Genomic DNA, 18,689 nt, shown 5'->3' on the forward strand with positions numbered 1-18,689 from the left:
CGTCCCTGGCCGAGGGCGTGGCCGCGCACGTGCGCGACGTACGGCGCCGCCTGCCGCGCGCCGACCTGCTCGTCCAGTTCGACGAGCCGTCACTGCCGGGCGTGCTGGCGGGAACGGTGCCGACCGCGAGCGGCTTCTCCCGCATCCGCTCGGTCGAGGCGCCCATCGCCGAGGACACGCTGCGCCGCGTCATCGACCAGGCGGGGGCGTTCCCGATCGTCCACTGCTGCGCGCCCGGCGTGCCGTACGGCCTGCTGCGCGCCGCCGGCGCGAAGGCCCTGTCGGTGGACGCGTCCCTGCTCCGCGACGAGGAGGCCATCGGCGAGGCCGTGGAGGCGGGCACCGGCTTCCTGCTGGGCGTGATCCCCGCGACCGACGCGAGGCTGCCGAAGCCCGAGCGCTCGGTGGCGCGGGTACGCGAGCTGTGGCGCCGCCTGGGCTTCTCCCCGAAGTCCCTGGCCGAGTCGGTGGTCGTGACCCCGTCCTGCGGCCTGGCCGGCGCCACCCCGTCGTACGCCCGTACGGCCCTGAGGCACTGCCGCGCGGCCGCCCGCGTCCTCCTGGAGACCTCCGAGGACGGGTAACGGCACCGTCATGGCCGTCGATTCCGGAGTGTTGTCGCGAATCGGCGCTGGGGGCGAAGATGACGGGACTGGAAGTGGCCGCTGCCGCCGCCGGCAGGACGGTCGCCAGACGTGCCGGCCGCGAGTGGCTGGCCGCCCGCGCCGCCGCCTCCGACCGCGGCAAGGACCTGACCGAGCTGATCAGGGTGTCGTTCCCGGACCGCTTCGCCCGCCGCAGGCTCGAACGCCGGCTCGCGGACATCGCCGACTCGGTGGAGCGCCGCCTGACGCCGCTGATCGAGCAGGAGTACGGCGGCCTGTCCGCCGACGACCGCGCCGCGGCCCTGGCCGAGGCCGAGCGCGCGCTGGGGACGATCGACCTGTCCGACGAGACGCTCTTCGCGGCCGACGCGGACCCGGTGAAGCTGGCCCGGCGCGTCCGCGCGCTGGTGCCCGCGCCGGAGGGACAGCTCGGCGAGGCGGCGGCGCGTCTGTACGACGTGGCCCTGGACGAGTGCTGTGACTGCCTGGTCCGCATCGTGCTCGGCCTCGCGGAGTTCACCCCGCGCGCCCTCGCCGAGACGCTGTCGCGCCTGTCGGATCTGGGCGACCGGATCGCGATCGCGCTCGACCGGATCCCGGCCCGGTCGCTCGACGCCCCGCAGGGGACCCGGGACGACGCCGGGTTCGAGCGCCGGTACCTCGAACACCTCGCCGGCACCCTGGACGAGATCGAGCTGTTCGGCCTCCGCGTGGAGAACTACCGCCCGCGAGCCACCCTGAGCGTCGCCTACATCAGCCTCACCGCGACCGCCGAGGACCGCGTGCGCGACGACGGCGGTCCGCTGAGGACGGCGGCGCTCACCGGGGACCACGCCGAGCGGGAGCCGTCGACCGCGTCGGCCGAGTCGATGCTCGCCCGCTCGTCCCGTACGCTCCTGCGCGGCCAGGCTGGGTCGGGCAAGAGCACGTTACTGGACTGGATCGCGGTGACGGCGGCCCGCGGCGTGTTCACCGGGGACCTGCGGGACTGGAACGGGCGCGTGCCGTTCCTGATCAGGCTCCGCAGCTGGAGCGAGGTCCCCCTGCCGCGGCCGGAGGACCTCGTCGCCGGGCCGCTCGCGGGGCTGGCGCCCGCCGGATGGGCGCACCGCGTCCTGGACACGGGCCGGGGGATCCTCCTCGTCGACGGCGTGGACGAGGTGCCGTACGGGCGCAGAGAGACGCTCCGCCGCTGGCTGCGCGAGCTCCTCGACGTCTACCCGAGCGTACGGACGATCATCACGTCCCGCCCGGCGGCGGCGGACGGCCGCTGGCTGACCGGGGAGGGCTTCCGGCCGGTGATGCTGGAGCCGATGACCCCGGACAACCTGCGCGAGCTCGTCCGGCAGTGGCACGAGGCGGTCCGCCACGCGGGGAACCTGCCGTGCGCCCCGGAGGACCTGCCCGCGTACGAGGGGAACCTCCTAGCCCGGCTGGAGGGCGGCCCCCACCTGCGCGCACTGGCGACGACGCCACTGCTCGCCGCGATGCTGTGCGCCCTCAATCTCGACCGCGTGACCCATCTTCCGCGCGACCGCATGGGCCTGTACCGCGCGGTCCTCGACCTGTTGCTGGAGCGCCGGGACGTCGAGCGCGGCATCCGGAGCCATCCGGGCATCGTTCTCGAACGGGAGCAGAAGGAACGCCTGCTCCAGGAGCTGGCCTGGCGGCTCACCGTCCTCGGCCGCGCCGAACTGTCCAGGGCCACGGCCCTGCGGCGCATCGAGGCCAGAGCGGAGGCCATGCCACGCGTCGCCGCGACGGCCGGGGAGATCCTGGACTACCTGATCCAGCGCAGCGGCGTGATCCGCGAGCCGGTGCCGGACCGGATCGACTTCGTGCACCGCACGGTCCAGGAGTACCTCGCCGCCCGGCAGGCGGCCGACGACGCCGACATCGAGACGCTCGTCGCAAAGGCCCACCTGGACCAGTGGCGGGAGACCGTCCTGATGGCGGCGGGCCACGCCAACGGACCACTGCGCCGGGAGCTCCTGGCGGGCCTGCTCGACCGCGCCGAGGCGGAACAGAGATATGGCCACCGCCTGAGAATGCTGGTCGCGGCGTGCCTGGAGACCATCCCGGACATACCACGGGAGTCCCAGAACCGCGTCGAACGCTGCGTGTCCCGCCTGATCCCGCCGAGAAACGCCACCGAGGCCCGCCGCCTCGCCTCCGCGGGCGAGGAGATCCTGCGCCGCCTTCCGGAGTCGCTGGAGGACCTGTCAGAGGCCCAGGCGGTCGCCACGGTACGAACGGCCTGGCTGGTCAACGGCCCACGCGCCCTGGACGTCCTGTCCCACTACTCTTCCGATCCGCGCACGAAGGTCCAGAAGGAACTGGTCACCGCCTGGGGCTATTTCGAGCCGCACACCTACGCGGAGAAGGTCCTCGCCGACGCGCCGCTCGTCAAGGGGACGATCGTGGTGGAGAATCCGCTGCTGCTTCCTGCGGTGCCGGCCCTGCGCCGCCTGGCCCGCCTTGCCGTCTTCCTGCCGAAGGGGGCGGGACTCGAGCATCTCGCCGGTCTTCCCCATTTGACGCATGTGCGCGCATATTCGTCCGCGGAGTCATTGACCCACCTGGCCGAACACGCCACGCTCGAGATCGTCTGGCTCAACCTCCACGGGGCGCTGAAGGATCTCGATGTCTTCCAGGCGCTGCCGTTCTTGAAGGACCTCTACCTCTACCCGAACCGCTGGGACGCAGACCTGGGAGCCCTGTCGCGGCTGCCGCGTCTGGACGGCCTGGGAATGAAGGGGCTCGAAGGGGTACGTGACTTCACCGGCCTCGGCGAGCAGCCGTCGCTGCGAGGCCTGTACCTGTACGGCTGCCCGGGACTGACCGACGGCGACCTGCTCCGCCCCTACGACGAGATGTGGGAACTGGTCCTGACCAACGCGGGTCTTGGCCGCTCCTACTGGGGCGACATGCGGGCCTTCCACCCGAAGCTGGCCCATCTGAGCTTCCACGAGCACGATCGCATCGATGATCTGACCGGTATCGCGTCGCTGCCGCTGCGGACGCTACGGATCTGGCGGTGTCCCGGTCTCACCGACCTGGCACCGCTGAGGCGTCTCGGCACCTTGCGGATGCTGCATCTCCGTGACCTTCCGGAAGGAGTGCGAGGTGGACCTCGCCCCCCTCGCCGGGATGTCCCGCCTGAGGATCACGTTGGACCACGGGCAACGTGTCCGGGGAGCGGACGCCCTGCATCGGTCGACCGTGATCGAACGGGCGGCCCGTGCCACGGTGCCTCCAGGATGAGGGACGGCGCTCACCGCGCGGCGTCGAAGGAGGCCTGGGCGGCGAGGATGTCCGGGGCGTGGTCGCGGATCCAGCCGGACAGGCCCTCCAGGGGCTCGGTGATGCCCTTGCCCAGTGTCGTCAGGCCATAGGTCACCCTCGGCGGTGTGCACGGCTCGACCGTGCGGGACACCAGACCGTCTCTCAGCAGCATGCGCAGGGTCTGGGACAGCATCTTCTCGCTGATGCCCTCGATCTTCTCGCGCAGCTCGGAGAAGCGCAGGTCGCCTTCGCGCAGGGCGGTGAGGATCAGCACGCCCCACCGGCTGGTGACGTGGTCGAGCACCATGCGTGCCGGGCAGTCCCTGTGAAACACGTCACTCACGTCCCGCCACCACCCGCTCCATCCTGCGAGCCGTACCCGACGTGCGGAGCTTACCTCAGGGTATGTACTTACCAGAAGTTAGCGTCTCCCCCTACCGTGAAGCCCCGCAAGCGAGGAGGAGAAGTGTCGAAAGTCGCCCTCATCACCGGTGCCGGCCGGGGGATCGGTGCCGCGACGGCCAGAGAGCTGGGACGCCGCGGCTTCCACGTCGTCGTCAACTACCGCGGCGACGCGGTGAGCGCGGAGAAGGTCGCGGAGGACATCCGCCGGGAAGGCGGCACGGCGGAGCTCGCCCAGGCCGACGTTCGCGACCCGGAGCAGGTCGCCGCCCTCGTCCGGGGCCGCGACACCGTCGACGCGCTCGTCTGCAACGCCAACATCCCCCCGCCGTTCGCGCCGCTCGACGCCATGACCTGGGAGGACTTCATCGGCAAGGTGGACGGTGAGATGGCCGCCGTCTTCCATCTGACCCAGCGGGTGACGAGGGTGATGCGCGGCCAGGGGAGCGGGCGGATCGTCTACGTCTCCAGCCTCAGCGCCGAGCTCACCCGCCCCGGCGCGATCGCGCACGCCACCGCCAAGGCGGCGCTCGACACCTTCGCGCGGCACGTCGCCGCGGAGGCCGGGCCGTACGGGATCGGGGTGAACGTCGTCGCGCCCGGGGCGGTACGCACGGACGCCACGGCCCACATGACGACGCCGGAGAAGAAGGCACGCGCCGAGCGTTCGGTGCTGCACCGGATGCTCGAACCCGAGGACGTGGCGAAGGTCGTCGCCGCGATCGTGGGAGGCGACTTCCAGGCGGCGACGGGCGTCCGCATCCCGGTCGACGGCGGTTTCCGCGTGCTCGCCGCTCCCTGACGCCGCTTTCGCCGGTGAACGGGCACGTCAACGGGCGAGCCGCAGGTCAAACTGTCGGTCCCGCGCGAGACACTGTCTCTCAGCGGCACCCGCACGGCAGGGAGACAGACGTGGCGACATCCGTACCCGACGAGGCCCGGCAGCGGCACGGCGAGCTGTCCCAGGAGCTCGACGAGGCCAACTACCGTTACTACGTCCTCGACTCGCCGACCATCAGCGACGCGGAGTACGACCGCCTGATGCGGGAGATCCGCGCGCTGGAGGACGAGCATCCCGACCTGATCACGCCCGACTCGCCGACCCAGAAGGTCGGGGCGCCGATCACCACCGACTTCGAGACCGTCGAGCATCTCGAGCGGATGCAGAGCCTCGACAACGCCTTCAACACCGACGACCTGAGCGCCTGGGTGACGCGCGCGGAGAAGGAGGTCGGCACGGTCGCCTCCTTCCTGTGCGAGCTGAAGATCGACGGGCTGGCGGTCAACCTGACGTACGAGAACGGCCGGCTGGTGCGGGGCGCCACGCGGGGCGACGGGCGCACCGGTGAGGACATCACCAACAACATCCGCACCATCGAGGCCGTGCCGGGCCGGCTGGAGGGCGACGACGTGCCCGACCTGCTCGAGGTGCGCGGCGAGGTCTACCTGCCGGTCGAGGCGTTCGAGAAGCTCAACGAGAGCCTGATCGAGGCGGGCAGGTCGCCGTTCGCCAACCCGCGCAACGGCGCGGCCGGCTCACTGCGGCAGAAGGACCCGCGTGTCACGGCCCGGCGCCCGCTCAACATGATCGTGCACGGCTTCGGCACGTGGACCGGCGGAGAGCAGCCGCGGAGCCTGTCCGAGGCGTACGAGCTGATGCGCGGGTTCGGGCTGCCGGTGAGCGACCGCTACACGGTGGTCGACGGCCTCGACCAGGTGCGTGAGTACATCGAGCACTACGGCGAGCACCGGCACGAGCCCGCGTACGAGATCGACGGCGTGGTGGTCAAGGTCGACCAGCTCGTCCTCCAGCGGCGCCTCGGGTCCACGAGCCGGTGGCCGCGCTGGGCGATCGCGTTCAAGTACCCCCCGCAGGAGGTCAACACCCGGCTGCTCGACATCCGGGTCGGGGTCGGCCGCACCGGTCGGGTGACGCCGTACGGCGTGATGGAGCCGATCACGGTGGCCGGCTCGACCGTCGCGTACGCGACGTTGCACAACGCCCACGAGGTCCGGCGCAAGGGCGTCAAGATCGGCGACATGGTCGTGCTGCGCAAGGCCGGCGACGTCATCCCCGAGATCGTCGGGCCCGTGGTCGACCTGCGCGAGGGCACCGAGCGCGAGTTCGAGATGCCGACGCACTGCCCCGAGTGCGGCACCGAGCTGCGGGCGCAGAAGGAGGGCGACGTCGACATCCGCTGCCCGAACGCCCGCAACTGCCCCGCCCAGCTCCGCGAGCGCCTCTACTTCGTCGCCGGGCGCGGGGCCTTCGACATCGAGGCGCTCGGCTACGTGGCCGCGACCGCGCTCACCCAGCCGCTGGAGCCGAAGGACCCCCCGGTCAAGAACGAGGGCGACCTGTTCCACCTGACGGTCGACGAGCTCCTCCCGATCAAGTCCGTCGTGCGCGAGCAGCGCACCGGCCTGCCCAAGATCGATCCGAAGACGGGGGAGGAGAAGGTCGTCACCTTCTTCGCCACCAAGGCCGGCGAGCCGAAGAAGACGGTGGAAAAGCTCTTCGAGGAGCTGGAGAAGGCCAAGGAGCAGCCGCTGTGGCGGGTCCTGGTCGCGCTGTCGATCCGCCACGTCGGGCCGACGGCGGCGCAGGCCCTGGCGCGGGAGTTCCGGTCGATGGACCGCATCGTCGAGGCCTCCGAGGAGGAGCTGACGGCGGTCGAGGACGTCGGCCCGACGATCGCGGCCTCGGTCAAGGACTGGTTCGAGGAGGAGTGGCACCGCGAGATCGTGGAAAAGTGGCGCCGGGCCGGGGTCCGCATGGAGGACGAGGGCGGCGAAGGGCCGCGGCCGCTCGAGGGCGTCAGCGTGGTGATCACCGGCTCGCTCGACGGCTACAGCCGTGACTCCGCCACCGCCGCCGTGCAGAACCTCGGCGGCAAGGTGTCGAGCTCGGTGTCGAAGAAGACCGGATTCGTGGTGTTCGGCGACAGCCCAGGGTCCAAATACGACAAAGCGGTCAAGCTGGGCGTACCACTCCTGGACGAGGCGGGCTTCGGCGTCCTGCTCGAAAAGGGACCGGATGCGGCCAGGGAGGTGGCGGTCGCGTCCGAAGAGTGACCGCGACCGGCTCGACGCTTTCTGACCTGCAACAACATACCGTACGGTATCGTTCGATTACCGTCGTACCGTTGACCCCTAGATTTCGGACGTAACAGAACGTGCCCAACCGGTTTCGCGAAGTTGCCCGAACGTCGTAGTCTCCCCTCAGCACTACCTGTGTCCGTCCAAACACCACCGCGGACTTCGAAAGCGGAGCGTTTGGTGTAACCCCCCGAGGACGTGATGAAGGACCCGAACAACACGCGAGACACGGTCCCACGGCGCGGGTCGCCGTTGTGGATCTACGTCGTCAGTGTCACTTCGGCCGGCATCGCGGCGCTCGCCGCCTCGGTCGCCTTCCTTCGCAGCGTCGATCTTCAGGAGCTGGTCCGTAACCCGCTTTTCTGGATCCTCGCCTGCCTGATCATCCTCGGTGAGCTCAAGCCGATCGTCACGCCGGGCTCCACGGAGACGACCGGCGCCACGATCTCGACCACGTTCACGTTCGCGACCATGGTGTACGCGGGGCTGCCCACGGCCCTGGTGTTCCATGCGGTCGCGGCCATGGCCACCGGCATCCTGCGCCGCCGCGCGCTGCATCGCACCGTCTTCAACGTCGGCCAGTACACCCTCAGCTTCACCGCGGCCGGCCTGACCCTCCTGGCGTTCGGGATCACGGCCTCGCCGAGCCACGTGTGGATCCCCGACGGCGCTGACCTGCTGCCGATGGCGCTCGCCGGCACGGCGTACTTCCTCGTCAACTCCGTGCTGGTCAACGCGGCGATCGCGTTCCACGAGCGTGGCTCGGTGCTGAAGGCGATGCGCTGGAACTTCGGGCTCCAGCTGCTCGTCCACGCCGCGCTGCTCGGGCTGGCGCCCCTCGTCGCGGTGGCGATGAGCCGGTCGGCGGCGTTCGTGCCGTTGTTCGTGCTGCCGTTCATCGCGGTCTACCTCAACGCGTCGGTCTCGCTCAGCCGCGAGCACCAGGCCATGCACGACGCCCTGACCGGCCTGCCCAACCGCAAGCTGCTGATCATCCGTACCGAGCAGGCGCTCGCCGAGGCGCGTCACCTGGCCGAGCGCAGGACGGTCCAGGGCCGGGGGGCCGAGGAGCCGCAGCAACGGGTCGGCCTGTTCCTGCTGGACCTCGACCGGTTCAAGGAGGTCAACGACACGCTCGGACACCCCACCGGCGACCGTCTCCTGCAACTCGTCGCGCATCGGCTGACCCACAGCGTCCGGCCCGGCGACCTGGTCGCGCGGCTCGGCGGCGACGAGTTCGCGGTGCTGCTGCCGTCCGTACGCGACGCCCGCGCCGCCCGCGAGGTGGCGGCCCGGCTGCGCGCCGCCCTGGGCGAGCCGGTCCGCCTCGACGGCAACTCCTTCGACCTCGACGGCAGCGTCGGCATCGCACTCCACCCCGACCACGCGCCCGACTTCGAGCTCCTGATGCAGCGCGCCGACGTGGCGATGTACGTGGCGAAGGAGAACCGCACGGGGGTGGAGATCTACTCACCCGACCGCGACCGCAACTCGCCCGAGCGGCTCGGCCGGCAGGGCGAGCTGCGCCGCGCGATCGACCGCGGCGAGCTCGAGCTCCACTACCAGCCCAAGATCTTCCTCGATGACGACCGCCCGGTCGGCATGGAGGCGCTGCTGCGGTGGCGGCACCCGGTCAAGGGCCTGCTGACACCCGACCAGTTCCTGCCGATCGCCGAGCAGACGTACCTCATGCGCGGCATCACCGGCTTCGTGGTCGAGGCCGCCCTCGCGCAGGTGGCCGAGTGGTGGCAGGCCGGGCTGACGGTCCAGGTCTCCATCAACGCCTCGGGGCGCGACCTGCTCGACGCGACGCTCACCGAGACGATCGCCTCGGGGCTGATGCGTCACGCCGTGCCGCCGCACGCGCTCCAGTTGGAGATCACCGAGCGGATCCTCATGACCGAGCCGGCCTACGCCGCCGACACGGTCGCCGCGCTCGCCAAGCTCGGCATCCCGCTGAGCCTGGACGACTTCGGCACCGGCTACTCCTCCCTCGTACGCCTGAGGAGCCTGCCGGTCGAAGAGATCAAAATCGACTCCTCGTTCGTGGGGCGCCTGTGTGACACCAGTGACGACGCGGTGATCGTGCAGTCCATCGTGGATCTCGTCCGCACCCTGGGGCTCCGCTCGGTCGCCGAGGGCGTCGAGGACGCCGCGACCGCGAACCTCCTGCGCAAGATGGGCTGCGACGCCGCCCAGGGCTACCATTTCCGGCCGCCGATGACGGCCGACGACGCCACCGCCTGGCTGCGGGAACGCTCGCACGAGCTGGCCGCGCCGGAAGAGGCGGCCTGCTGACGATCAGTGCTGGGTAAACCGGTCGGTGCCAAGGGTCGACGCCCTCTAGGATTGAACCGAATCCATCGATCGCAGAAACGGTTTCCCTATGCCTGATGAGCACGCCGCCACGGGCTCCGCCGAAGAGGCAGCCTCCGGCGGTGCCATCACCCGTGACGAGGTCGCGCACCTCGCCCGGCTCTCCCGGCTGGCACTCCGCGAGGACGAGCTCGACCATCTCGCCACCCAGCTCGGCGACATCATCTCCGCGGTCGCGCGGGTCCAGGAGGTCGCGGCGGAGGACATTCCGCCGACCTCGCACGCGCTGCCGCTGACCAACATCTTCCGCCCCGACGAGGTGCGGCCGGGCCTCACGCCCGAACAGGCGCTCGCCGGCGCTCCGGCCTCCGAGCAGCAGCGCTTCAAGGTCCCGCGGATTCTCGACGAGGAGGCGTGATGAGCACGAGTACGGTCAAGAAGACCGCCGCCGAGCTCGCGGAGCTCTTCGCCTCCGGCGAGGCGACGGCGGAGGAGATCGCGCGGGAGCACCTCGGCCGCATCCGGGCGGTCGACGGCGACGTCAAGGCGTTCCTGCACGTCGACGAGGACGGCGTCCTCGCGCAGGCGCGGGCGGTCGACGCCCGCCGCGCGGCCGGTGAGCGGCTCGGCCCGCTCGCGGGCGTGCCCATCGCGCACAAGGACGTCTTCACCACCAAGGACATGCCGACCACCTGCTCGTCCAAGATCCTCCAGGGCTGGCAGCCGCCGTACGACGCGACGGTCACGTCGCGGCTGCGCGAGGCGGGCATGGTCATCCTCGGCAAGACCAACATGGACGAGTTCGCGATGGGCTCCTCCACGGAGAACAGCGCGTTCGGCCCGACCCACAACCCGTGGGACCTGGCGAAGATTCCCGGCGGCTCCTCCGGCGGCTCGTCGGCGGCCGTCGCCGCGTACGAGGCACCGCTCGCCACCGGCACCGACACGGGCGGCTCGATCCGCCAGCCCGCCGCGGTGACCGGCCTGGTCGGCATGAAGCCGACCTACGGCGGCTCCTCCCGGTACGGCCTGATCGCGTTCGCCTCCTCCCTCGACACCCCGGGGCCGCTGGCCCGTACGGTGCTGGACGCGGCGCTGCTGCACGAGGCGTTCTCCGGGCACGACCCGATGGACGCCACCTCGATCGACCGCCCGGTGCCGCCGGTGGTCGAGGCCGCGCGTCGCGCCGACGTCGAGGGCCTGCGGATCGGGGTCGTCAAGGAGTTCGGCGGCGAGGGCTACCAGCCGGGCGTCCTGGCGCGCTTCCGCGAGGCGGTCGAGCTGCTCGAGTCGCTCGGCGCGAAGGTCGTCGAGGTCTCCTGCCCGCACTTCACCTACGCGCTGCCCGCGTACTACCTGATCGCGCCGTCGGAGTGCTCGTCCAACCTGGCCCGGTTCGACGCGATGCGCTACGGCCTGCGCGTCGGCGACGACGGCACCCACTCGGCCGAGGAGGTCATGGCGCTGACCCGCGCCGAGGGCTTCGGGCCGGAGGTCAAGCGCCGCATCATGCTCGGCACCTACGCCCTGTCCAGCGGTTACTACGACGCCTACTACGGCAAGGCCCAGCAGGTCCGCACCCTCATCGCCCGCGACTTCGACGCCGCGTTCGAGCAGGTGGACGTGCTGGTGTCACCGACCACGCCGACGACCGCGTTCCCGATCGGCGAGCGGGCCGACGACCCGATGGCGATGTACCTCGCCGACCTGTGCACGATCCCGTCGAACCTCGCCGGCAACGCCGCGATCTCGGTGCCCTGCGGCCTGGCCGACGAGGACCGCCTGCCGGTCGGCCTGCAGGTGATGGCCCCGGTGCTGGCCGACGACCGGACGTACCGCGTCGCCGCCGCCGTGGAGCGGGCCCTGCAGGACCGCTGGGGCGGCCCGCTGCTGGCGCAGGCCCCTGACCTCACGGAGGCTGTGAAGTGACCACCACGCTGGTGCCGTACGACGAGGCGCTGACCCGGTACGAGCCGGTGCTGGGCATCGAGACCCACATCGAGCTGGGCACCAAGAGCAAGATGTTCTGCGGCTGTTCCACCGAGTTCGGCGCCCCGCCGAACACCCAGGTCTGCCCGGTCTGCCTCGGCCTGCCGGGGTCCCTGCCGGTGACGAACCAGGCCGCCATCGAGGGCATCATCAAGATCGGTCTGGCGCTGAACTGCTCGATCGTGGAGTGGTGCCGGTTCGCCCGGAAGAACTACTTCTATCCGGACATGCCGAAGAACTTCCAGATCTCGCAGTACGACGAGCCGCTGTGCGTCGACGGCCACCTCGAGGTCGAGGTCGACGGCGAGACGTACCGCATCGAGATCGAGCGGGTCCACATGGAGGAGGACACCGGCAAGTCGCTGCACGTCGGTGGCGCCACCGGACGCATCCAGGGCGCCGACTACTCCCTGGTCGACTACAACCGCGCCGGTATCCCGCTGGTGGAGATCGTCACCAAGCCGATCCCCGCGACCGGGGACAAGGCGCCGCTCGTCGCGCGGGCGTACGCCACCGAGCTGCGCGAGCTGGTCCGCTCGCTGGGCGTGTCCGACGTGCGCATGGAGCAGGGCTCGATGCGCTGCGACGTCAACGTGTCGATCATGCCGGTGGGCTCCTCGGAGTGGGGCACCCGCTCGGAGACCAAGAACGTCAACTCCCTGCGCTCGGTCGAGCGTGCCGTACGCAGCGAGATCGAGCGGCAGGCGGGCGTGCTCGACGCGGGGGAGCGGGTGATCCAGGAGACGCGTCACTTCCACGAGGACACCGGCACGACCACGAGCGGCCGGAGCAAGGAGGAGGCGCAGGACTACCGCTACTTCCCCGAGCCGGACCTGGTGCCGATGGCTCCGTCGCGCCAGTGGGTCGACGAGCTGCTGACCGGCCTGCCCGAACTCCCCGCCGCCCGCCGGGCCCGGGTCCGTGAGGAGTGGTCCCTCAGTGAGAAGGAGCTCCAGGACATCGTCAACGCGGGCGCGCTCGACCTCATCGAGGAGACCGTGCACGCGGGCGCGCAGGCCTCCGCGGCCCGCAAGTGGTGGATGAACGAGCTGTCCCGCCGCGCCACCGAGCAGGGCGTCGAGCTCACCGAGCTGCCGGTCACCCCGGCCGACGTCGTCCGCGTGAGCGCGCTGGTCGCCGAGGGCGCGCTGAACGACAAACTGGCACGCCAGGTGTTCGACGGCGTCCTCGCGGGCGAGGGCACCCCGGACGAGGTCGTGGAGAAGCGCGGCCTGAAGATCGTCAGCGACGAGGGCGAGCTGACCGCCGTCATCGACGAGGTCATCGCGGGTAACCCGGACGTCGCGGAAAAGATCCGCGGCGGCAAGGTGGCCGCGGCCGGCGCCCTGGTCGGCGCCGTGATGAAGGCCACCCGAGGCCAGGCCGACGCGGGCCGCGCCCGCGAGCTGATCATCCAGAGGCTGACCGGCTGACATCGGCCCGGCGCGACGCGGTCCCCGGAAACGGGGGCCGCGCCGCCCCCTCCGGCGGCGCTTTTCGGCGTCCGCCCATGCGCGGATCGGCGAGCCGCCCACCCGCCCCTATCGTGATCGCCTGTCCCGAGCGTCGCCGGGGCGCGGCGCACTCCGTACGCGACGGGCGGTGTCGTCGCGGTCGTGGGGTGTCGTCACGGCGGAGATGTTCACGTCCGCGCGTGAGGCCGGAGCCCGCACCGTTCCGCACCCTCCTGGGAGCCGCTGGGGCGAGCCCGCGTCACCGTGCCCGGGGGCGGCGGCACTGGAGGACGTGCCGTGTCGGCCCGCTGCACTGCGCGGACTTCGACGTGGTGGAGCCGTCGAGGACACGCGCGTCGAGTGCGTCGACGACGTCATGCCCGGACGGGACCCTCAACCCCGCGGGGGCCTTCACCCCGCGGGTTCTGTCACCGGGCCGGGTGGGGCTTCGGCGTTTGCGGGGGCGGGTTCTGCTGGTTCGTCGCGGAAGGCGGCGCGGTGTGCCAGCAGACGCTCGATCTCCACGTTGATCTCGGCGCCCAGCAGGATGATGTAGCACGACATGTACAGCCAGGTCGCGATGGCCGCCGCCCCGGCGAGAGTCCCGTACGTCGAGCTTCTCCCGCCCGTGTCGGCCGTGTAGAGCGCCAGCGCGACCGACATCACGGCCCAGCCCGTCATCGCGATGCCCGCGCCCCAGCGGACCGCGTGCCAGTCGGCGTTCGCGCGGTCCGTGCCGTACCGGTACAGCAAGATCAGGCCGACCACCGCCAGCACGGCCAGCAGCAGGCAGCGGATGGCGAAGCCCACGATGACGTCGGCGTCCCGCAGGCCGATCGGGGGTACGGAGGCGACCAGCCACAGCGCTCCCAGCGCGGTCGCCAGTGCCCCGGTCGTCATGCCGAACGCGGTCGCGCGCTTGCGGATCACGTTCCGCGTGTCCTCCGCGTCGATCACCACGTGCAGTCCGTTGATGAGCGCGCCGAAGCCGCGGGAGCAGGTCCACAGCACGCCGAGCAGGCCGACGACCAGGCCCACCGTCCGGCCCTGTCCGCTCATCGCCGCGACCGCGTCGGACAGCTGGTCGGTCAGGGACCGCGCGACGGGACGGGGCAGGATCGTGGCGAGCGGACCGAGCTGCCCGTGGACCCAGGCCGGCCCGGCGACCAGCGAGGCGATGGCCATCACGCCGATGAGCAGCGGGACGATCGACAGGATCGCCCAGAAGGCGACGCCGGCCGCGATCAGCCCGACGTTGTCCTCCCTGGCCTCCTTGCGCACGCGCTGCAGGACGACGATCCAGTCCCGGGCGGTGAAACCCTCGCCTGGGCCGGCGACCGCCCGGCGCATGGCGTCGGCGCTGAGGATCCGCCGCAAGAACAGCGTTATCCGCACATGCCGCTGATCTTCTGACATTGGACTGACGATAGGGGCAGAAGAGGCACGGCGCCATCCCGTTCGGTGACCGGGCGGTCACCAGAGAGGGTCAGACGGCCGACGGACGCCGCAGGTCCAGCAGGTCGGTGCCGGCCGACTCCCACAGTTCGAACAGCTCACCGGTCTCGTGGTCCCGCAGGTACGCCCCCTCCGGCCCGGTGATCGGCACCAGGGTGACGAACTGCAGGCTCAGCGTCTCGTCCGCGTCGCGGACCAGGTTGAACATCTCGTCCGCGTACGGGTGCGGCGCCGCGAGCAGCCCGCGGATCTCCGTGTCCGGCACCAGCGGCTCCTCGACGAGCAACCCGTCGTCGTACTCCAGCTCGACGTCGCCGAGCACCGAGAGCCGGGCGAACCGCTCCACGAGCCGCTCGGCGTGGTCCTCCTGCCCCGGGCGCACCGAGCAGGCCAGCTCCAGCGGCAGCGGTGACTGCAGCATCCGGGAGCGCAGCCCGACGGTCACCACGGTCACCATCGACGGCGACTGGAAGAGGAACACGCCGAGACCGAGGTCACGGCCGGAGTCGTTCTCCAGGGGGTGCGCGCGGAGGAGGGTGCCCAGGTGGCGTTCGGCGTGCTCGGTCACCTCACGATCGTCCATCTGCGACAGCCTAGAACCCGTTCAGGACACCGGAACAACCAGGATCCGGTCATCTCCCTTGGCGGGGGAGCCTCGGCCGTCGCGGTTGCTCGTGCTGACCCACAGTGAGCCGTCCGGGGCGGTGACGACCGCCCGCAGGCGGCCGTACCGGCCTTCGAGGTGCGGCACCGGCCTGCCGACCGTCCCGTCCGCGTTGACCGGTACCTGCCACAGCCGCCGTCCGGCCAGCGCGCCGGCCCACAGCGACCCGTGGTCGTAGGCCAGTCCCGACGGAGACGCCTCGGAGGTCCGCCAGGTCAGCAACGGCGGCGTGTACCGCTTGGGGTCGCCGCCGAACCCCTCGACCACCGGCCAGCCGTAGTCGTGCCCGGGCAGGATGCGGTTGATCTCATCGAACCGGTCCTGGCCGAACTCCGTGGCGAACATCCGCCCCTGCGCGTCCCACGCGAGGCCCTGGACGTTCCGGTGCCCGTAGGAGAAGACGAGCGTGCCGTACGGGTTGCCGGGAGCGGGCCTGCCGTCGAGCGTCATCCGGAGGATCTTGCCGGCGAGCGAGGACCGGTCCTGCGACAGTCCGCCGCGTCCGGTCTCGCCGGTCGAGGCGTAGAGGCGGTGGTCGGGGCCGAACGCGAGGCGGCCGCCGTTGTGGATCTGCCCGCGCGGGATGCCCTTCACGAGCGTCTGCACGGCGCCGATGCCCTGGCCGCGGTACTGGAACCGGGCGATCCGGTTGTCGGACGAGGCGCTGTAGTAGACGAACACCCAGTGGTCCTTCGCGTACGACGGGGAGACGGCCACGCCGAGCAGGCCGCCCTCGCCGGCCGGTGACACGCCCGGCACGGTTCCGACGGTGGTGGCCTTTCCCGCAGGGGTGACGCGCACGAGGCGTGCGGTGTCCCGCTCGGTCACCAGGGCGTCGCCGCCGGGCAGGAACGCGATCGCCCAGGGGACCGACAGCCCCGTCACCAGGTCGCGCGGCGTCCCGAGCCGCGCCCCCGAAGCCGACGGCGAAGTCGGAGCCGGGGGCGGTGACGTGACACCGCCCCCGCGCGGCGATCCGCCGGACGAGCAGCCGGTGAGTGTCAGGGCGCACACGATGACGAATGTGTTAAGCCTCACTTTGGTCAAGTTCCCATCTCAATCCGGAGCGAACTCGTTCGGCCCGTGCTGACTCTCCGTGGTCGCCCTCCGGGACGGCGGAATCGGGTGGTCCGTGCCCCTCCATGCCCCATCGTCACACCTCGGCGTCACGGCCTGGAAGCGATGGCCGTACGATCTTTTCCACCGGATGGGAGGGGTCAGTGAGAATCTGGGTGCCGGACCGGGAGCTCGCCGACGCCGTCGAAGGCGTCGAGGGCGTGAGCGCGCGGGTCTATGACGGCCGGAGTGACGAACGGCCCGGCGACCCGGCCGAGGTCGACGTCTACGTGCCACCGTTCGTCGCGACCCCGCGGAGCCGCGAGATCGTCGCCGAGATGTCGCACCTGCGGTGCATCCAGCTGCAGGTGGCGGGGGTCGACACCTTCCTGCCGCTCGTGCCCGAGAACGTCGTCCTGTGCAACGCGCGCGGCGTGCACGACGCGAGCACGGCCGAGTGGGTGGTCGGCGGCATCATCGCGGCCCAGCGGGAGTTTCCCGGCTTCCGCGACGCCCAGCGTGAGGGACGCTGGGACTGGCACATGACAGACGCCTTGACTGACCGCACCGTGGTGATCGTCGGGTACGGCTCGGTGGGCGCGGCGATCGAGCGGCGCCTCACCCCGTTCGAGACCAAGATCATCCGTGTCGCACGCACCGCCCGCGACGGCGTACACCCTGTGAGCGCGCTGCCCGGGATTCTGCCCGAGGCCGACGTCGTCGTCCTCATCGTCCCCTCGACCGCCGAGACCACCGGACTGGTCGACAAGGCGTTCCTGGCGCGCATGAAAGACGGTGCCCTGCTGGTCAACGCCGCCCGCGGCACCGTCGTGGACGCCGAGGCGCTGCTGGACGAGGTGACCGGGGGGCGGCTCCGCGCGGTACTCGACGTGACCGACCCCGAACCGCTGCCGGCCGGCCACCCGCTCTGGGCGGCGCCCGGGGTCTTCATCACCCCGCACGTCGGGGGTTCCACGCCGGCATCGCGCCGGCGGATCGTCGCACTCGTTCGTGACCAGGTCAGGCGGCTTGTCACGGGGGAGCCCCCGATCAACGTCATTAAGGGCGACTACTGATCGGGTAAACACTGCCCGGCGGTCCTTTGCCCGCCGGGGACCGATTACAGGCCGCTACGTTTCCTCTTTGGTCACTATTTCGGACAAAGCACCCAAAAGGTCACGGCGGCGATTACTTACCGTGGTCATCCGTCGCCTGCTGGACGCCCGGCCTCAATCGCTCCGTGACATACGGCCCGTAGATTGAGCCGCGAAGCTGACCAGCCTGACCACCGCGCGGGCCAAGCCGGAAGACCCCGGCCTCGGTTCGCGGGGTTCGCAACTCAAAACCCGGTGTCCCGCTCGGGCGGGACGCCGCCTCGCAAGGATGACAAAGCACTTGACAAGACCGGTGGCGAGCCCGCCGGAGAGCCGACCGGGTTCGGTGGAGGATCCGGGAGTCATGTGCGCCCTGCGAGGCGTTTCCAGAGCGGGACGGCTCATGATCAAGTCGCGGGGAGCAACGAGATGACCGGGGAGGGAGCGGAGCGGCGGCGCGGGCACATACCGGCGTCGGTGCGGCCGTTCGGAGCGCTCGTGGCGCTCGCCTTGATCTACGCCCTCGCGCTCGGCCTGGGCTGGGGCGGCGGGCTGTCCGGAGCATGGCTCTCCGCCTGGGCCGCGGCCGCCGCGGCGTCGTCGCTCATGTACGCCGCCGTACGCACGCCCCAGACGGCGGCCGGCAAGATCGACCGGGACATGTGGCGCTGGTTCGGCGTGGCCGCGCTGGCCTGGTGCGCCGGCGCCACGGTGAACGCCGTCTCCCGGCTCGTGATCAGCCGTGCGGTGGTGACGGTCTCGCCGGCCGACCTGTTCCTGCTGGTCGCGCCGATCGCGATCACCGCGGGCTTCCTCGTGCCGATACGCCTGCCGCGCAGCCCGCGGCCCTGGTTGCGCTACCTGGCCGACACCTACGTCTGCGCCTGCGCCCTGTTCGTGGTCGGCTGGGTCGCGATCTTCGATCGGCTCTACCACACCTCCGGGGAGAGCTGGGGCCAGTACCTCATCGAGCTGCGCTATCCGGTGCTGGACGCCGCGCTGGTCTGCGTGCTGTTCCCGATGGCCCTCGTCGCCGTACGCGCGAACCACCGGCCGGCCGCGCTCGCGTACTGCGCTCTGCTCGTGCTGTCCGCGGCCGACGTGGTGTACGCCGTGCTCCGGCTGGGCGACGACGCCACCCACGGCATACCGGCCGACGTCGTCCGCACGGCCGGGCTGCTGCTCCTGGCCGCCGTACCCTGGCTCGGGCGCGGCAAGGGGCCGGCCGAGGACACGCCCCGGCCGCTGGTCGGCCCCGGCCTCGCGCCCG

12 protein-coding genes and 2 pseudogenes are annotated in these 18,689 nt (G+C 71.2%); 10 read left to right on the plus strand and 4 right to left on the minus strand.

The features are described from left to right. Positions 1-584, plus strand: a 584-nt coding sequence (locus ACFFNX_RS17125) for a uroporphyrinogen decarboxylase/cobalamine-independent methonine synthase family protein (protein WP_512699851.1), incomplete at its 5' end; no start/stop codon positions are given. Positions 585-643: 59 nt separating this feature from the next. Further along, positions 644-2,470, plus strand: a pseudogene (locus ACFFNX_RS17130) (NACHT domain-containing protein); the annotation flags it as partial. 1,409 nt (positions 2,471-3,879) lie between these two features. Here ACFFNX_RS17130 and ACFFNX_RS17135 read toward each other — a convergent pair. After that, a complete protein-coding gene (locus ACFFNX_RS17135; RefSeq protein ID WP_378202481.1) occupies positions 3,880-4,233 on the minus strand; it encodes a winged helix-turn-helix transcriptional regulator in 354 nt (117 codons plus the stop codon). 123 nt (positions 4,234-4,356) lie between these two features. Between ACFFNX_RS17135 and ACFFNX_RS17140 the strand changes: the two genes are divergently transcribed. The 6 genes from ACFFNX_RS17140 to gatB all read left to right on the plus strand — a co-directional run bounded on the left by ACFFNX_RS17140 (position 4,357) and on the right by gatB (position 13,129). Beyond that, positions 4,357-5,094: an SDR family oxidoreductase gene (locus tag ACFFNX_RS17140; RefSeq protein WP_378202484.1), complete on the plus strand. Its 738-nt coding sequence runs from the start codon at positions 4,357-4,359 to the stop codon at positions 5,092-5,094. 110 nt (positions 5,095-5,204) lie between these two features. Next, positions 5,205-7,367 (plus strand): NAD-dependent DNA ligase LigA, encoded by a 2,163-nt coding sequence (gene ligA / locus ACFFNX_RS17145; RefSeq protein WP_378202487.1) that lies wholly within the window; start codon positions 5,205-5,207, stop codon positions 7,365-7,367. Positions 7,368-7,592: 225 nt separating this feature from the next. Then, entirely contained in the window at positions 7,593-9,689 is a 2,097-nt protein-coding gene (locus ACFFNX_RS17150) for a putative bifunctional diguanylate cyclase/phosphodiesterase (RefSeq protein ID WP_378202490.1), read from the plus strand. 88 nt (positions 9,690-9,777) lie between these two features. Further along, positions 9,778-10,125, plus strand: a complete 348-nt coding sequence (gene gatC, locus ACFFNX_RS17155; RefSeq protein ID WP_378202493.1) for an Asp-tRNA(Asn)/Glu-tRNA(Gln) amidotransferase subunit GatC — start codon at positions 9,778-9,780, stop codon at positions 10,123-10,125. After that, complete coding sequence (gene gatA / locus ACFFNX_RS17160; RefSeq protein WP_378202496.1) at positions 10,125-11,636, plus strand: Asp-tRNA(Asn)/Glu-tRNA(Gln) amidotransferase subunit GatA; 1,512 nt, start codon at positions 10,125-10,127, stop codon at positions 11,634-11,636. The genes gatC and gatA overlap by 1 nt, the downstream gene beginning before the upstream one ends. Positions 11,637-11,647: 11 nt before the next feature. Then, positions 11,648-13,129, plus strand: a complete 1,482-nt coding sequence (gatB, locus tag ACFFNX_RS17165; protein ID WP_378202511.1) for an Asp-tRNA(Asn)/Glu-tRNA(Gln) amidotransferase subunit GatB — start codon at positions 11,648-11,650, stop codon at positions 13,127-13,129. A 432-nt stretch (positions 13,130-13,561) separates the two neighbouring features. Here the strand turns inward: gatB and ACFFNX_RS17170 are convergent, their stop codons facing one another. The 3 genes from ACFFNX_RS17170 to ACFFNX_RS17180 form a co-directional block, all read right to left on the minus strand. Continuing rightward, positions 13,562-14,566, minus strand: a complete 1,005-nt coding sequence (locus tag ACFFNX_RS17170) for a YihY/virulence factor BrkB family protein (protein ID WP_378202499.1) — start codon at positions 14,564-14,566, stop codon at positions 13,562-13,564. Positions 14,567-14,636: 70 nt separating this feature from the next. Then, on the minus strand, positions 14,637-15,188 hold the full coding sequence (locus ACFFNX_RS17175) for a suppressor of fused domain protein (RefSeq protein ID WP_378202502.1): 552 nt from the start codon (positions 15,186-15,188) through the stop codon (positions 14,637-14,639). A gap of 21 nt (positions 15,189-15,209) precedes the next feature. Further along, positions 15,210-16,307 (minus strand): PQQ-dependent sugar dehydrogenase, encoded by a 1,098-nt coding sequence (locus ACFFNX_RS17180; protein WP_378202506.1) that lies wholly within the window; start codon positions 16,305-16,307, stop codon positions 15,210-15,212. Positions 16,308-16,489: 182 nt separating this feature from the next. Between ACFFNX_RS17180 and ACFFNX_RS17185 the strand changes: the two genes are divergently transcribed. After that, positions 16,490-17,401 carry a 2-hydroxyacid dehydrogenase gene (locus ACFFNX_RS17185; RefSeq protein ID WP_378202508.1) on the plus strand — a complete coding sequence of 304 codons (912 nt, stop codon included), beginning with the start codon at positions 16,490-16,492 and terminating at the stop codon, positions 17,399-17,401. A gap of 447 nt (positions 17,402-17,848) precedes the next feature. Further along, positions 17,849-18,689 (plus strand): annotated as a pseudogene (locus ACFFNX_RS17190) (GGDEF domain-containing protein); the annotation flags it as partial.

It is taken from the genome of Actinoallomurus acaciae, from assembly GCF_042429965.1.
GTDB classification, from domain to species: Bacteria; Actinomycetota; Actinomycetes; order Streptosporangiales; family Streptosporangiaceae; genus Actinoallomurus; species Actinoallomurus acaciae.

Bases quoted from the DNA above. Each gene is read 5' to 3' on its own strand.
- ACFFNX_RS17150 (WP_378202490.1), top strand. From the start codon at position 7,593: ATGAAGGACCCGAACAACACGCGAGACACGGTCCCACGGCGCGGGTCG.
- gatC (WP_378202493.1), top strand. From the start codon at position 9,778: ATGCCTGATGAGCACGCCGCCACGGGCTCCGCCGAAGAGGCAGCCTCC.
- gatA (WP_378202496.1), top strand. From the start codon at position 10,125: ATGAGCACGAGTACGGTCAAGAAGACCGCCGCCGAGCTCGCGGAGCTC.
- ACFFNX_RS17170 (WP_378202499.1), bottom strand. From the start codon at position 14,566: ATGTCAGAAGATCAGCGGCATGTGCGGATAACGCTGTTCTTGCGGCGG.
- ACFFNX_RS17175 (WP_378202502.1), bottom strand. From the start codon at position 15,188: ATGGACGATCGTGAGGTGACCGAGCACGCCGAACGCCACCTGGGCACC.